Below are 16217 nucleotides of genomic sequence, written 5' to 3'. Positions count from 1 at the left end.
TCTTTCCTCCTAAAAACTATTCATTAATTGAAACATCGGAAATAAAATTGCCACATAAATTGATAAAATGCTCGAGGCTATAATTATAAAAATAATAGGTTGTATAAATCTAAGTGAGCGATGGAAGTGTTCTTCCAATGACGTCTTTAAAAAATCGGCATAGTCTCCAAGCTCTACAGCTAGTGTACTGTTATTCATTCCGTGATCTATTACTAAATTTAAATCCCGATGGAATGTTTGATCATTCATTAGAATTCTTTGTAATACTTCACCATTTCGAATTTGATTATATAAAAATTTGGATTTTGTTTTGATAAAAGTTCTACTATCATTGTTTTGCATAATCTTTAATGCTTCTGCAATTGAAAAGCCAGCATGTAATAAAACACTTAATTGCATTGAAAATTCATAGGTGTTTATTGCGAGTAGAAATTGTTTAAATAAGGGGACTCTAATTAATTTCTCCATTTGGCGTATTGGATTTAATTTTTTTAACGATAGAAAATATGAAATGAAAAGAATCAAACCGATTACAAAAATCAGACAAACAATGATTGGTAAACGTTTAATGACTTGAAGGTATATATAGGAGAATGAATGATGATCAGTTTGGAATGTAGAAAATAGTATTTCATATTGAGGGATAATAAATATTTGAAAAATGATGAGTATGAAAAGTAAAAAAAGTAAAAGACAGATCGGATATCCCATTACTTTTCGTAAGTAAGCTCTATGTTGAATTTTCTTCAATAACATAAAACTGCCTTCTCTTAGAGCAAATGATAAATCTCCATGTTTTTCAGCAAAGTATAAATATACAATTACATCTGGATGTAACCTCATAGATTTTGCAAATTCAATAAATGAATGACCATTTATCAATAAATGCCTAGAATTAAGAATTGTATTTCTATATGAAGTTGGAAATTGTATAGATAAAAATTCAATAGCTTGTATTAATGGATAGCCTTTTAGTATTAATTCACCTAATATCTTGAGGAGCCGAGCCTGTTCTACCAATGAGAGATTCTTTTTTGAAATTCTGTTAACCATAAAGTAAGCTTCTATCTAATGATTTATAGTCTATATAACCAAGTGCATAACCTTTAATTAATTCATCGTTAATTGTAGATATTTTATACTCCTCAGGTAGACCTTTTATTTCATTCGTTACAGCATTTAAAGCTTGCCCGTACAGTAGCTCGTAAACTCCTAATCTCCTATTTTTGCGATTTGCCAAGCAATTTGGTTGGCATTCATTCTCACAGAAACGACACTTTATTTGTACTAACCGTTGAGAAACAATTGCCACTATTGACTGAAACAATTCTTCTTTCGGGATACCAAGTTCTATCATTCGATATAAAGCACCTTTTGTATTTTTGGAATGAATCGTTGTTAAAACTAGATGACCAGTTAAAGCAGCCCTAACTGCAATTTTAGCTGTCTCTTCATCTCTAATTTCTCCTACCATCACAATATCAGGATCAGATCTTAAAATCGCTTTTAATCCCGATGAGTATGTTAGTCCGGCTTTTTCATTGATCTGCACTTGAAAGTATTCCTCAGATTTACGTTCAACTGGATCTTCAATTGTAATAATATTTCTAGTAAAATCCTTTCTCGCTGCATGTAAAAGGGAATAAAGAGTCGTTGTTTTTCCACAACCAGTTGGTCCAGTAAAGAGCATAAGTCCGTGAGAGTGATGAAGAAGTGATAGGAGTTTTCTAGTAGTTGAAGGAAATAATGAGAGTTTTTCTAATGGTGTAATTTTTTGTTGGGGATGAATTCTAATAACCATTGATTCATCAGAAATAGAAGGCAAGGTTGCTAAACGAAGAGATAATAGGATGTTATTAATATTCACAACATGGATGCCGGTTTGTGGAATTCTTCTTTCGCCAATATCCATACTACCAAGAAATTTTAAATGCATAATCATTCTTTTTGCTTTTTCGCGATCAATTCGTTGAATTAATTTGATATCCCCATCTATACGAAATAACACTTCAACATTTGAATACTTAGGCAACAAATGGATATCGGATGCACCAAAGAGACAAGCTTTTTTTAAAAGTTCTTCGACAATTTGTTCAACTGAGTTCATTTACCATTCTCCTTTCAATTAAACAAATTATAAATTGAAATGGCAAAATGACACAAATCGTTAAAATTGGATATTTAATTAGAAAACTTATTTTTAGTACAAATATTTTAATCAGTTAAAGTTACTTTTTAAAATAATTTACGATAAAACTTGAAAATCACAATTTAAATAGTTAAAGCCAAGTAGGAATACCTCAGAAAAAGTAGCACTCTAGTGTTCACCTTTATAGAAATATCCTAATTGTAATTAGGCAAAATAAAAAACAATGAATTAGCACAGACAGAACAAATTCATTGTTAATTAATATTATTAGTTAAGAAACAAGTTTAATCTTAAATCTGTTGATCTTTTTGTACATTCAAATAAAACTTTTAGCTGTTTTAAAGCTTTTTCCACATCGCCAGTAACCATAATTCTAATCAATTCGATATGAGCCATATTGATTAACTTTGTTAACTCTTCATCAATATGGTAGTTAAAATAATAAAATCTTCTAGCTGAAACATGTAAAGGAGTAATTGCATTTGCAGCATACGGATTTCTTGATGCTTTACTAATTAAGCTATTAAACATTCCGTCGTATTGTACTGAATCTAAAGCATTTTTTTCAATTGTCGCTTTTTCAAATGCATCGGCTATTTCTAAGAGTCTTTTTTTCTCTTCTTCATTCATAAACTTTGTCGCACGTTCAACGATGAGTTTTTCAAGTACTCTTCGTACTTCTAACTGCTGTAACATTTCCTCAACCGTAATTTCTTTAACCATGATGCCTTTTCTAGGTAAAATGACAACCATATTTACAGACTCTAATTTTTTTAATGCTTCTCTTATCGGCATTCGTCCAATATTTAGTTTTTTACTTATTTCATTTTCTGTGATGATTTGGCCCGGTTCTAATTCTAACGATACGATCATGTTTTCTAAAATTTCATAAGCTTTTTCTGCTTGAGAATACTCTTTTTCGATATTCATTATTATACCCCATTCAAAATAACAACTTAATTAAATATTCTTTTATCTTTATATCATATTATATCATAGAGATATGAAGAAAATGGAGCTTTCACCAAAATATTTACGCTAGTAGGCTAGACATTATATCAAATGCCACTAAAAAATTTTTTTAATCAAATGACTTTTTCTTATACCAATATGTATAGAATTTTACAAATGAACGAAAATAATACAGATAAGAATATTATTTACTTCTAAATACATTCAACAATTGTAGTAATACGTTGTTTACAATTGTAACTTTCTTATTTTATAATAATGAATGGGTAGAAATTATTTATGGGGGGATTTAGAATGGATCGTATGTTTCGCGTTCTAGGATTCTGGACAGCTATATTTGCGGTAATGTTCTTAGTTGGTCATATGACTGCTGCTGCATTAATTTTTGCAGTACAAACAGCATTTTTCGTAGTATTAGGCTATCTAAAGCTTTCTGAGCGTATGTACATCTATATCTTTGGCGCATACTTAACTGTGTTCTTTGTAGGATTTACATATTATAGTACTTTCTTATTAGTACCAAGCTTTGGTGAGTAATAAATAAAACCAGTCATTTGACTGGTTTTTTTATTTGTACTCATTTATTGTAAGACATTCTCTCGTTTTTAATTTTTTTGTTTCAGAAAATCCTTTGATCTGTAACAATAATTGAAACGAATCACTTATACCACCTGGCATAATTAATGATTGAATTGCTCGATTATGTTTATATTCATCTGAAAATGGATTCGTTGCTGCATGTTGTACAAGCCAATTTAATATACCAAAATCTAAAAGTGCTTGTCTTTGAGAATTAAAGTATAAATTTTCTAGATGATTCATCTCTGCAAGCCTTCTTAGTTCATCCCAATGAATATGTGTGGTTAAATCCATTTCACCTAAAAATTCAAACACATTTGTTTTCATTTCATGCTGGTAATAGCCCCTCAAGCTTCCTTTCACTCGATGAGGAACATTCCATTCCTCTCTTGTAAAACCATAATCAACAGTCATGATGATTCCATGGTCAAGTACTTCATTTAATCCTTTAAACACTGATTCCATTGCAACAGGAACTTCAACCCTTTGTCCATGTTTTCCAGAAAAATGATGATGCTTAAGAAATTCGAAAAACGTATCATTTTCAATCTCTATAAATTTCTCAATTAATTCATAAGATTCATTATAGGAAATGACAACCTCTAGCCATTTGTTTTGGCAAAATTCAACGACTCTCACGGGTAGAGCATCAAAAAGCTCATTTGAAAAGATCATACCGTTTTGTATTTTACTCAGGTCTGAAATGCTTGCATAGTAATTTACATTTGTATGTTCCGCTAATGTTTTCATTTGTAATGAACGATGATATTTACTTTCATCTACGATTCTATATTCTAAATTAGCATAAATTGTTGGTTCATTTTTTTGGCAATAAGTTAAAAAAGAGTTAGCAAAACGACCATTTCCGGCACCAACTTCAACAAAAATTGGATCAATTACCTCATTTTTTATCAAGCGACAAAAAACTGAGGCAATTACTTCGCCATAAACTGTCCCTACTGAGCTCGTTGTATAAAAATCGCCTTTTCTACCAATTTTTGTATCTGATCTTTGATAATAGCCCTTATCTGAATGATACAAACAAAGTGAAATGAACTCTTCATATGTAATGTAATTTTTTTCACTCTTTTGAATGGCATTTAAAATTATATTTTTCATATTATTCCCTTAGAAAAATGGATTATGTTTTTTCTCTTCTCCAATTGTCGTTGTAGGTCCATGGCCACTACAAACAACAACATCGTCTGGTAGAGACAATAGTTTACTTTTAATACTTTTAATTAATAGCTCGTGGTCACCACCAGTTAAATCCGTTCGACCAATACTTCTTTGGAAAAGTGCATCACCAGAAAATACTGTTCTCAGTTCCTTATTATAAAAAGATATACTTCCTGGAGAATGTCCTGGCGTTTCAAAAACTGAAAATGTAAATTGACCAAATTCCATTTTGCCTTCTTTTTCAATTACATGATCTGCTTCACGAGCAAATATCGTTTGATTTCTTAAAAAAGATGCTGAACCATTTTTTTGGCCATCTGTTAACCAATCAGCTTCATATTTATGGATATAAACGGGTATATTATATTCATCACGCACTTCATCTACAGCCCCAATATGATCAAAATGAGCATGTGTTAGAAGAATTGCTAATGGCTTTAATTTGTTTTCTTCAATAACATTAAAAATGATATCCGCTTCTTCACCTGGATCAAAAATAACAGCTTCTTTTACATCATTACTAACAATATAGCAATTTGTTTGTAGAGGACCTAATGGTAATTGATAAACATTCATGCTTTTACCCTGCTTTCTATTTAATCTAATTAATACTATATCATAATTTTGTTTATGCTTTAGAATTTCAAATAGACAATTGTTAATAAAAGTTTTACAATAATAATGATGTAATAGCAAACAGGGGTTGCTTGAAGAATTTTTTATAGGGGGTTTACAATGGGTACAGTTATTATATTTATTCTAACAGCTATTTTATGTGTTCCTGCATTATTTGGATCTTTAAAGAAGAAAAATTTATTAGGAATCGTATTTTCAGGTCTTACTTTAGTACTTTTCGCATGGTTTGCGATTATGACAATCGTACATAGCGGTTATCCACCAACACATTTATAATATGTATTCGTTTTCTCATATTACATATAAAGAAAACAAATAAACAATGAAAGGCTGACAAATTCGTCAGCCTTTTTTAATTTCATTTAAGTTAATAAGAGATGCAAATAAAATCGGAAAGGTTTCCGCATATATTAAATCAAACATTGAAAGTGGTAAAGGATTAATTCCCTTACCTAGTTCTAATGTAAAACCAGGTTTTCTAAATTCTTGAATAAACCAATCCTTATATCCTGCATGGCTATCAATTGTTTTGACAGATTTATATGGACTAATATTAGTAAAGTACTCAGCATAAACAGCTGAAATTTCGGGTTCTAAATGATCATAGCCCCAATAAAACTCTTTTCCTTGTGTATGAAGTGCTAAAAGTAGATCGAAATTTCTTTCAATTGCCAAATTACTCATTGCAATTGCCTCTGGTTCAGTTAATGGAGCATCTCCTGGATAATCTCTCGGTGCATATGTTTTTGGTTTCTTTCTTTCTTTTTCAATTTCCCAATTAGCAGGAAACTGATTATTCAAATCAACGCCTCTTATATTTGCCTTCCAACCCGTAAAATCGTCATTGGCTGCATTTAGACTATTAACATGGTTCATATACCTCTCGTCCTCAATATGACCGTTAACGACTAAATTAACCCCATCTGGATTCACCATCGGAACTATTGATAAGGTATTCAAATGAAAAAAGGTCAAAACCTCTTTATGAAATAGTAATTCTTCATTTGAAACAGTTTGGCATAACCATTCTAATGATTTCATCAATACACAAGTTGTAATCCATTCATTTGCGTGAAATGAACCATTCCAATGAATCCTTCTCTCTCCATTACCAAAGATGATTTCGTATATTGGTTGATCCAGGACACTTCTCCCGATCACATTTAACTTAAGAAATGGATACTGCTGAGTAAGTATGCTAATATCTTTTTCAAGTTCAGTAAAATTGTAATTCCTCGGTATGAAGAGATTTGTAGGCGACTTATAAAACAACCATTCCACCTCACCAAACTTATTTTTAATACAATTGTATGTAAATACACAAAAGAAAAGCACTTCCCTAAGGAAGTGCTTTTCTTATTCGAACTTAGTTTTTGCTCGCTCATATTTTACTTCAAAGAAACGAAGTAAATCTTTATAAATAATTGAGTTTGAATACTCTAGTGATTTTTTAGCTTTAGCTAAATCTTCTTTAGGTGGCTTTTGACCCTCTAATTCTTCACCAGTATTTGCATCATACATTTTTTCATTTTTGTAAATATATTTATCAGTAACGATTGTACCATCACGGAATACAACAAAGTCTTTATGCTTTGGTGAAAGAATATCATTACCAAAGTTAATTGATGTTTTGTTAGCATTTACACCTAATAAGTTTAGGATTGTTGGTTTCACGTCAATTTGACCTGCAACTTTATGAATTGTTTCACCTTTTGTTTGACCAGGTAAATGGATAAAGAAAGGTACTTGTTGTAATTTTACATGTTCAACAGGCGTAATTTCTTTCCCTAATACTTCACTCATTGCACGGTTATGATTTTCAGAAATACCATAGTGATCACCATACATCACTAGGATTGTATTATCATATAAGCCAGAAGCTTTCATTTCTTCTACGAAGTGCTTGATTGATTCATCTAAATAACGAACTGTTGTTACATAGTTATCTACTGTCTGATCACCAGTTTTTAATTTTTCAATCATTAAATCCTTTTCACCTAATTCAAAAGGATAGTGATTTGTTAATGACAGCATACGTGTATAGAATGGTTTAGGCATTTCTTTCATCTTTTCAACAGATTGTTCAAAGAAGTATTGATCCTTAAGACCCCATCCAATTGAAGTATCCTCAGTTACTTTGTAATCATTTTCATTGTAATAACGATCGTAACCTAAGCTTGGATACATCATGTCACGATTCCAAAACGATTTATTGTTTGAATGCATGACTGAAGTATAATAATTTTGTTCTTTTTTCAGAATTGCTGGTGTTGCTGTAAATGTGTTACCACCGTTTGTAAAATAAACTGCTCCACGATCTAATGGATATAAACTATTATCAATTAAGAACTCAGCATCTGATGTTTTACCTTGTCCAGTTTGGTGATAAAAATTATCAAAATAATAACTTTCTTTAATGAAGTCATTTAAGAAAGGTGTTATTTCTTGTCCATTAATTTCTCTGCCAATTACAAAGTCTTGTAATGATTCTAAAGAAATAACAACAACATTTTTACCTTTATATTTTCCATGAAGCTCAGCATTTACGCCAGTATCATTAGCACGGATAAAGTTTTCAATACCAGCTAACTCACTATCATCGGCCATTGCTTTTTGAGCAGTTGTTTTCGATTGTTGAACCATATCATAAATATGGTAATTGTATAATCCTAAATACTTTACAATATACTCTCTATCAAAAGAACGAGTTAATAATTGTGGACGCTCAGTTTCAGCCATCCCAAGGTTAACTAAAAATACTGCTGCTGCAACTAAATAATATGCAGTTCTTGTTTTACCTTTAATATTTTCAGTTGTAAAGAATTTTTTACCCCAGAAAATATTAACTAGAATTAAAATAATGATATCAGCAAAAGCTAAAATTGTTTTATAACTAATCATCGATTTAACACTTGAACCTAAGTCAGCAAAGTTCTGTGTCATAAATAAAACTGGAATCGTTACGAAATCATCAAAGAATGAATAGTAAGCTGTGTCACCAATTAATATAAATGACATAACTAAACTGATCCAGATGACAGCCCTATTTCGTTTATGTCCTTTCGCAAAAAGACCAATACCAATAAAAATTAGTAATGAAGAAATTGGACTTATTATTAAAATAAATTTTTGCATTGAATTTTCAATTTCTAAGTCAAAGTAATACAAGCTCAGTAAAGTCGCTTTTGTCCATAAAAGGAATACTGCAAGTAAAGGAAATCCGAAGTTTTTAATAAACTTTTTCCACATAGTCTGTTCCTCCTTTTTTAAAACTTAAAATCTATTATTTACCATGTTTATGAATTCACATGTTTATTTTTAAAATCACTTAAATACCTTGGTTTTGTCCGTCCACGTTGTATTTTCTACCGTCAAAACTTTCTAGTAATCTCGTGTATTTTTCTGACGTCATTCAATTTATCATAAAAATACTCAACACGTCAAATAACTAATTTTTTGTTCAATTCAATTAACATAAAAAAAGATACCTCTATTGAAGTATCTTTAAAATACAATTAACAATTGATTATAAAAGTTATATCGTTGCTTAATTTATTTCTTTTGTAATAAATTTTTTAACTAAATATGCTGCACCAATTGCACCTGCATCATTACCTAATTGAGCAATTGAAAGCTTTGTAGATTCACGAACAGTTGTAAAAGCATATTCATCAAAATATTTTCTTAACGGCTTCAGAAGTAATTCTCCTGCATTTGAAACTCCTCCGCCAATAATAATATTTTCTGGGTTTAAAGTATTACCTACACCAGCCAATACTAATGCAAGATACTTCATTACATGATTAACTATGTCAGTAGCTACTTCATCGCCATCCTTGAAAGCATCAAATACATCTTTAGTCGAAATGGCATTTTCATTAAACTTCTTCATTAAAATTGTGTCTTTAGTAGTAGATTGTAAAGTTTCGTTAGCAATTCGTACAATTCCAGTAGCTGAAGAAATTGTTTCTAAACAACCAGTTTTACCACAATTACAAAGTACGCCATTTTCAGTTTGAACTGTAATATGGCCAATTTCGCCAGCAGCACCGCTTATTCCGTGAGCAACTTGACCATTAACAATGACTCCTCCACCTACTCCAGTTCCTAACGTGATCATTACTACATCTTTTGCACCATTTCCTGCGCCCTTCCACATTTCGCCAACCGCTGCAATGTTCGCATCATTGTCAACAATTACTGGAATTCCAGATTCCTTCTCTAAAACTGATTTTAACGGGAAGTTTACCCACCCTAAGTTAACAGCCGCGAATATTAAACCATCTTCAAGGCGTACCGACCCTGGTGCCCCAATACCAATACCAGCAACATCATCTTTAGTTTTATTCATTTCTTTTAACTTATCTTCAATTGCAATGGTAATTGTTTTTGGGATATGGATCCCTTGGTCTGATTTATCTGTTGGTACTTCCCACTTTTCGATAAATTGTCCATCGTTTGTTAATAACGCTAATTTAATACTCGTACCTCCTAAATCAACACCTACGATCATTTTTTCCATCTTACTCTCTCCCTTTATAGTGAAACCGCTTGCATCTCCTGCTAATAAAAAACGACTTTTATCAAATCGTTTTCTTTTGGATTTCACTTATCTCTTTTTTTATGATTAATGTTGCAACTTGAAAATCTTTTCTATCTAGTAAGTTCGCTAAAAATAGTTCCTTTAACTCATCTTGCATTAACATTAAGTCAGACCTACGATCACCAGTGTAAATAAACGTTCCATAATTTTTTAAAAATTGTTGGATATCATATATTGATTTCATGCGTGACTCCTACTATTTAATCTACAAAAAAAATTTTGAATAATATGTATTAAGTATAAAGTTGAAAAGAATCTTCGTCAATCGAATGCTAATAGATTCCTTCTAGTACTTCTCATGTTATTTTGGAGACATAACCTCTTCTAGCACTAAGTCATTTTCATAAAGGTATGTAGCATGTTTTACACCGATATAACGTATATGCCAAGGTTCATAATTATACTCAGTCTTTTCAACCTTATCTTCCGGGTAACGAATAATATATCCGTATTCATGTGCGTGATCTGCTAGCCAAGTACCTTCCTTTGTTTCACCAAATTCCTTTTCAAGCATATTTCCAAAATTAGGTGAAGAAACATCAATGGAAAGTCCCGTTTGATGTTCACTTGTCCCTGGGTAGGCGCTGTATGCTTTTGTCCATTCTTCTCCATGTGATTGGATATAGAAGTTATATAGGCTTTGCTGTCTATCAAAAGAGCGATAGGCTGATACTGGTGTCAGTACAATGCTATCCGCTTCTGCGGCTTCAAATAGCTTTTCCAGTGCCTTAGCTGCTTCTTTCCTCATTAATGTCTTATCTTTTGATACACCATGTAGTGGAACAATAGGATACGTTAAATCTGGTGGCTCATATCCATCAGGTAATTTACGATCTTTATTAACTAATACTAAATTTGATTGCTCATTTGTTACTTCGAGTAACCCATCTTCTGCCTCTACTGCAGTTTCTTCATAATTTGGAAATAATGGTGATGTTTCTTTAACTTCTTGATTTGAATTTTTTTGTTCACTATTCGTATTAAACATCTTTTCTTTCATAGAAAAAGCTAAAGCTAGTCCAATTAAAACAATGATTCCCAAAACTAAATATCGTTTCTTATTACTTTTTGCTCTATTCAATGCAATCTTCCTTACTAACTTATTTGATTCACTAATATTAACAATAGCGAATGAAAGATATTTTTTCAAATGTGAAGGGTAAAATAAAACCTCTTTCGTAATTGAAAGAGGCAATCCATTTTTATAATTGAATCGATTCCATACTTTTTCTCAAAATTTCTACAGAATTTTTAAATTGTCGAGTTTCAAGATCATTTAAGTCTAATTCGACAATTTCTCGAATTCCACCACGATTTATGACAGCAGGTACACCTATGTAAAGATCATTTTCTCCATATTGACCATCTAAATAAGCTGATACAGTAATAATACTATTTTCATTTTTGAGTATTGCTTTTGTTAATCGAACAAGTCCCATACCGATCCCATAGTATGTTGCACCTTTCCGTTTAATGATATGGTAAGCAGCATCTCTTGTATTTAGAAAGATCTCATCTAATTCACGCATGCTATATTGTTGATTTTTCTTTAAAACCCTTTGGATTGGTTGAGTGCCGACTGTTGTCTGAGACCAAACAGGTAGTTCACTATCACCATGTTCTCCTATTATATATCCATGTATATTTCTAGCATCAACATTAAAGTAATCCCCTAGTAAATAACGGAATCGTGCTGTATCAAGGCTTGTTCCTGATCCAATAACTCTTTCTTTCGGTAAACCTGAGAATTTCCATGTTACATAAGTAAGTATGTCAACAGGATTTGTTGCGATTAAAAATATACCGTCGAATCCAGCTTCCATTATTGCACTAATTATACCTTTAAAAATCATACAGTTCTTAGAAACTAAATCCAAACGAGTTTCTCCAGGCTTTTGGGCTGCTCCAGCTGTAATTACCACTAGGTTTGTATCTTTGCAATCATTGTAATCTCCAGCCCATATTTTCGTTCTAGAGCTTACAAAAGGTAAGCAGTGGCTTAAATCCATTGCATCACCTTCTGCTTTATCCTTATTTAGATCAATCATGACTAATTCTTCAGCCAAACCAGCATTTAACATACCAAATGCATAGCTTGCTCCAACAGCACCTGTTCCTATTAGAGCAACACGATTTATATCTTTATGTCGCATGATGTCGTCCACCTTCTTTTTTAAGCTATTTAAAATAACAAAAACAGTCACATTCTTACTTTATTCTCATCAAAATAGGATTTCTTATACAATGTTCAAAGTGTTTTAATGATATTCGTTTCAGTAATAATCAATGGCATTTTTTGATCATGTGCTTCAATAGGTAGCTCTTCGACAATTTGCAAATCATAAGCAAGTGCAACAAGGTTTCCAGCATAGTCTGATAAGTATCTATCATAATACCCGCCTCCATAGCCTAAGCGGTCCCCTATAGAGGTATATGCAACACCTGGTACAACAATAAGATCAATTTCATCTTTATTGATTTTTTCACAAATGAACTCATTAGGTTCCTGTATACCAAAATAACCTTTTTCTAATTGTTCAAAACTTGTAATTTTAAAAAACTGCATTTCTTTGGATTTATGAATACATTTTGGTACTACTACATCTTTATGTAATCTCCAACAAGCTTGAATGAATAATGTAGTATCAATTTCGTGTTCCATAGGCATTGTTGTTGCAATCGTATTGGCGTTATTCCATTCTGGTGTAGTGATTAATTGATCAATGATTTGTTTTGACTTCGTGTTACGGTCTTTCACTGTGATTTCGTTTAACTTTTTAATAATAGCTGATCTAATTTCCTTTTTATCCATAATAGATATCTCCCATTAATAAAGTATGTAGAAAAATGCAGAAAATTTTTTTGAGGCTTATATAGTAGAAATACAAAAAAAACAGTAGGAATATTCCTACTGCTTACTTTGTTTCGCGATGAACTGTAACTTTTTTAAGTCTTGGGCAATATTTTTTAAGCTCAAGACGGTCTGGGTTATTACGTTTATTTTTAGTAGTGATGTAGTTACGATCTCCGCATTCTGTACATGCTAATGTAATATTTACGCGCATTTATTTTCCCTCCTGACATAGTGACATAATCAGACTTGTATATAATAACACTCTTTTAGAATAAATTCCATAGTTTTTCAACATTCATTGCATTTCTTTTGATAATTTTTTTATTGTATTTTTTGTAAATTTATTTTCATGATTTAATGTGTACTTTTGGAATACAGCTTGATGATGTAAAATACTTCCTTTATCAATTACAATATTCGAACTAATTGATACATATGGACCAATTATACAATTCTCTTCTATTGTTACATCGTTTCCAATGATGACTGGTGAAACAATTTTCACATTATTTTCTATTTTCACATGTTCACCTAAAAATATTCTAGGTAAGATTTGTACGGCTGGGATTGGTAGGTTTAACTTTTCTTCAATCCAGTCCACATTTAACTTAGCAAATCTTCGCGGTGTTCCATAGTCGATCCAATATCCTTTTAATTCAGCGGCATTTAAAATAATATTCTCTCTTAATAAAAGCGGAATCAAGTCGGTGCTAATATCAAAATAACAATAGTCTGGTATGTACTTTAGTAACTCTGCATTCAAAATATAAATGCCTGTATTCACTAAATTACTGATTTCTTTTCCTATTTGTGGTTTTTCTATAAATTCCATTATTTGTCCATTTTTTACTTTTACATTTCCATATGACTCACATTTATCAACATGTTTTACTAGCATTGAAAATTGTTGATTGTATTCTAAATGTTGGTAGATCGCCTCTCTAATATCTCCATCAAATAAAATATCTCCATTGACTAATAAAAAAGTATCATTTAAATATGGTTTGGATAATCGCAAACATCCTGCGGACCCTAAACTTTCTTCTTCTATAATATATTCAATTGATATATTCATCAAATTCATTCCATCTATCGTTTTCATAATCGCTTGTGACATATAATGTAATTGAATGATGAATTCATTAAACCCCATGCTAATTAAATGTAATAGTAAATGTTCAATTGCAGCACGGTTTGCAATTGGTAAAAGTGGTTTCGGTATGTTATTTGTTATAGGTAATAGTCTTTGACCAAATCCTCCCGCTAAAATAACTACCTTCATGATTAACCACCCCAAATATATAGTTTCGTTTTAGAAGTATGCTTTTATTGGCAGAAATATGACAAAAGGGTGTTCATGAACAATTTAGTCCAGAACACCCTTTTCATTATTGATTTAATAAATAATACTTACCTTTGACTAAATAATAGATATTTTCTGCGATATTCGTTGCATAATCTGCAATTCTTTCTAAATATCTACAAACGAACGCCATTTGCATTACATTCGAAACATGTTCTGGAGAATCTGCTATGCTCGACATCAGTGTTTGTACTGTTACGCCATATAATTCATCCACTTGATCATCTATTTCGCCAATTTCTTTAGCAGCTTGCAAATCTTCCGTACGGTATGCATCCACAGCCTTCGATAACATATCTAATCCAAGCGCATGCATTTTTTCGATATTTTCAATTGGTAAATTTTCTTGACGACTACGAATTCTAATTGTTGATTTTGCGATATTAACAGCATAATCTGCTACACGTTCTAAATCGTGTGCAATTTTAATAGCTGTTAAGTTTCTTCTTAAATCAACAGCAACTGGCTGTTGTCTTGTGATAATGACTAATATTAATTCATTAATTTCTTTTTCTAGTTTATTAATACGCTCATCTTCATCAATTACTTCTAGTGCTAGTTCTATATTTTCAGTACGAAAAGCATCCATACTTTTCATAACAGCTTTTTTTGTTTTCATAGCTAATTCAATAATCATTTCTTGAAGTGATTTTAAATCTGCATCAAATTGTGGTCTCATTTTTGTCACCAATATCCTTCCATTAACCGAAACGGCCAGTGATATAATCTTCAGTACGCTTATCTTTTGGCGTTGAGAATAATTTATTTGTATCAGTATACTCAACAACTTCACCACTTAAGAAAAATGCTGTTTTATCAGAAACACGTGCAGCTTGTTGCATATTATGAGTAACAATAATAATACTAAATTCTTTTTTCAGTTCATGAATTAACTCTTCTACTTTTAATGTAGAAATCGGATCAAGCGCAGACGTTGGTTCATCCATTAAAATAACATCTGGTTCAATCGCTAAACAACGTGCGATACATAAACGTTGTTGCTGACCACCTGAAAGTCCGTATGCATTCTCATGTAAACGATCTTTCACTTCATCCCAAATCGCTGCACCCTTTAAACTCTTTTCAACAATTTGATTTAACGTATTTTTATCTTTAATTCCATGAATTTTAGGACCGTAAGCAACATTTTCCCAAATTGATTTAGGGAATACATTCGGTTTTTGGAACACCATCCCTACATGTGTTCTTAATTCTTCAACTGGATAATTTTTATCAAAAATATTTTGCTCACGATAAAGAATTTTACCTTCTGTTCTAACAGTAGGAACTAACTCAACCATTCTATTTAAAGTCTTTAAATAAGTTGACTTACCACAACCACTCGGACCGATAATTGCAGTAACTTCATTTTCATAAATACTTAAATTAATATCCTTTAAAGCCTTATCCTGTCCATACCATAAATTTAAATTTTGAGTATCATAAACAATCGATTTCTTAACAGTCGTCATCTCTTCAACATCTTCAGTATTCGTTTTATTCTCTCTAATTAAAGTAGTTGTCATTTATAAATTCCCCTCTCATCCTAAAGGCTCTAAGTCATCATAAATATATAAAAATTTAATAATAAATTTAGTAACAAACCTCATTCAATCAAATAAGACTACATCACTAATCATAAATCCCAACTATTAAAAACGTTTTAACCAAATGTAAAGATTGTGTAAATATGAAAAGTGGAGGCGACTGGTTAGCTCCGACAAGCATAAGACAAGGACCGGTAAAAGTTGCTTTTTAACTTTTTCTGGGCATTGGCTTATGACTCGAGGAGCTAGGAGACGGAACTAGACATCACGAAAAGTGGAAGCGCCTCGCTCAGCCCCGACAAGCATAAGACAAGGACCGGTAAAAGTTGCTTTTT

The 16217-nt window shown here is 31.6% G+C and carries 18 protein-coding genes; 2 read left to right on the top strand and 16 right to left on the bottom strand.

Annotated features, from left to right (window positions below):
* Positions 1-9: 9 nt before the first annotated feature.
* The 3 genes from comGB to CAB05_RS06060 all read right to left on the bottom strand — a co-directional run bounded on the left by comGB (position 10) and on the right by CAB05_RS06060 (position 3079).
* Positions 10-1053 carry a competence type IV pilus assembly protein ComGB gene (gene comGB, locus CAB05_RS06070; RefSeq protein ID WP_087998934.1) on the bottom strand — a complete coding sequence of 348 codons (1044 nt, stop codon included), beginning with the start codon at positions 1051-1053 and terminating at the stop codon, positions 10-12.
* The gene (gene comGA, locus CAB05_RS06065) at positions 1046-2107 is read right to left on the bottom strand and encodes a competence type IV pilus ATPase ComGA (protein ID WP_087998933.1); all 1062 of its coding nucleotides are present in this window, start codon (positions 2105-2107) and stop codon (positions 1046-1048) included. Before comGA ends, comGB begins: the two co-directional genes overlap by 8 nt.
* Positions 2108-2416: 309 nt before the next feature.
* The gene (locus CAB05_RS06060) at positions 2417-3079 is read right to left on the bottom strand and encodes a GntR family transcriptional regulator (RefSeq protein WP_087998932.1); all 663 of its coding nucleotides are present in this window, start codon (positions 3077-3079) and stop codon (positions 2417-2419) included.
* Between the two features lie 336 nt (positions 3080-3415).
* Here CAB05_RS06060 and CAB05_RS06055 point away from each other — a divergent pair, with 336 nt between their 5' ends.
* Entirely contained in the window at positions 3416-3658 is a 243-nt protein-coding gene (locus CAB05_RS06055; RefSeq protein ID WP_087998931.1) for a DUF2626 domain-containing protein, read from the top strand.
* Positions 3659-3688: 30 nt separating this feature from the next.
* Here CAB05_RS06055 and CAB05_RS06050 read toward each other — a convergent pair whose 3' ends face one another.
* Both CAB05_RS06050 and CAB05_RS06045 read right to left on the bottom strand, forming a co-directional pair.
* Positions 3689-4819, bottom strand: a complete 1131-nt coding sequence (locus CAB05_RS06050; protein ID WP_087998930.1) for an SAM-dependent methyltransferase — start codon at positions 4817-4819, stop codon at positions 3689-3691.
* A 9-nt stretch (positions 4820-4828) separates the two neighbouring features.
* Positions 4829-5455: an MBL fold metallo-hydrolase gene (locus CAB05_RS06045; RefSeq protein ID WP_087998929.1), complete on the bottom strand. Its 627-nt coding sequence runs from the start codon at positions 5453-5455 to the stop codon at positions 4829-4831.
* Between the two features lie 159 nt (positions 5456-5614).
* Between CAB05_RS06045 and CAB05_RS06040 the strand changes: the two genes are divergently transcribed.
* Positions 5615-5791 (top strand): DUF2759 domain-containing protein, encoded by a 177-nt coding sequence (locus tag CAB05_RS06040; RefSeq protein ID WP_087998928.1) that lies wholly within the window; start codon positions 5615-5617, stop codon positions 5789-5791.
* Between the two features lie 66 nt (positions 5792-5857).
* Here the strand turns inward: CAB05_RS06040 and CAB05_RS06035 are convergent, their stop codons facing one another.
* From CAB05_RS06035 to pstB, 11 genes are all read right to left on the bottom strand, one after another.
* On the bottom strand, positions 5858-6787 hold the full coding sequence (locus tag CAB05_RS06035; protein WP_158093189.1) for a M14 family metallopeptidase: 930 nt from the start codon (positions 6785-6787) through the stop codon (positions 5858-5860).
* Between the two features lie 84 nt (positions 6788-6871).
* The gene (locus tag CAB05_RS06030; RefSeq protein ID WP_087998926.1) at positions 6872-8764 is read right to left on the bottom strand and encodes an LTA synthase family protein; all 1893 of its coding nucleotides are present in this window, start codon (positions 8762-8764) and stop codon (positions 6872-6874) included.
* A gap of 298 nt (positions 8765-9062) precedes the next feature.
* Positions 9063-10037: an ROK family glucokinase gene (locus CAB05_RS06025; protein WP_087998925.1), complete on the bottom strand. Its 975-nt coding sequence runs from the start codon at positions 10035-10037 to the stop codon at positions 9063-9065.
* A gap of 61 nt (positions 10038-10098) precedes the next feature.
* The gene (locus CAB05_RS06020; RefSeq protein ID WP_087998924.1) at positions 10099-10302 is read right to left on the bottom strand and encodes a YqgQ family protein; all 204 of its coding nucleotides are present in this window, start codon (positions 10300-10302) and stop codon (positions 10099-10101) included.
* A 117-nt stretch (positions 10303-10419) separates the two neighbouring features.
* Entirely contained in the window at positions 10420-11199 is a 780-nt protein-coding gene (locus tag CAB05_RS06015; protein WP_371870389.1) for a M15 family metallopeptidase, read from the bottom strand.
* 121 nt (positions 11200-11320) lie between these two features.
* Positions 11321-12271: an L-lactate dehydrogenase gene (locus CAB05_RS06010; RefSeq protein ID WP_087998923.1), complete on the bottom strand. Its 951-nt coding sequence runs from the start codon at positions 12269-12271 to the stop codon at positions 11321-11323.
* A 95-nt stretch (positions 12272-12366) separates the two neighbouring features.
* Positions 12367-12930 (bottom strand): 5-formyltetrahydrofolate cyclo-ligase, encoded by a 564-nt coding sequence (locus tag CAB05_RS06005; protein ID WP_087998922.1) that lies wholly within the window; start codon positions 12928-12930, stop codon positions 12367-12369.
* A 103-nt stretch (positions 12931-13033) separates the two neighbouring features.
* Positions 13034-13183: a 50S ribosomal protein L33 gene (gene rpmG / locus CAB05_RS06000; protein WP_056475024.1), complete on the bottom strand. Its 150-nt coding sequence runs from the start codon at positions 13181-13183 to the stop codon at positions 13034-13036.
* 84 nt (positions 13184-13267) lie between these two features.
* Positions 13268-14254 carry a nucleotidyltransferase family protein gene (locus CAB05_RS05995; RefSeq protein ID WP_087998921.1) on the bottom strand — a complete coding sequence of 329 codons (987 nt, stop codon included), beginning with the start codon at positions 14252-14254 and terminating at the stop codon, positions 13268-13270.
* 106 nt (positions 14255-14360) lie between these two features.
* Positions 14361-15014, bottom strand: coding sequence for a phosphate signaling complex protein PhoU (gene phoU, locus CAB05_RS05990; RefSeq protein WP_087999545.1), 654 nt, complete (start codon positions 15012-15014; stop codon positions 14361-14363).
* 22 nt (positions 15015-15036) lie between these two features.
* Positions 15037-15807, bottom strand: coding sequence for a phosphate ABC transporter ATP-binding protein PstB (pstB, locus tag CAB05_RS05985; protein WP_235821409.1), 771 nt, complete (start codon positions 15805-15807; stop codon positions 15037-15039).
* Positions 15808-16217: the final 410 nt, after the last annotated feature.

It is taken from the genome of Gottfriedia solisilvae, from assembly GCF_002128405.1.
Lineage (GTDB): Bacteria > Bacillota > Bacilli > Bacillales > Bacillaceae_G > Gottfriedia > Gottfriedia solisilvae.
The sequence above is the reverse complement of the archived record's forward strand: the minus strand, read 5'-3'. Positions and strand labels throughout refer to the sequence as shown.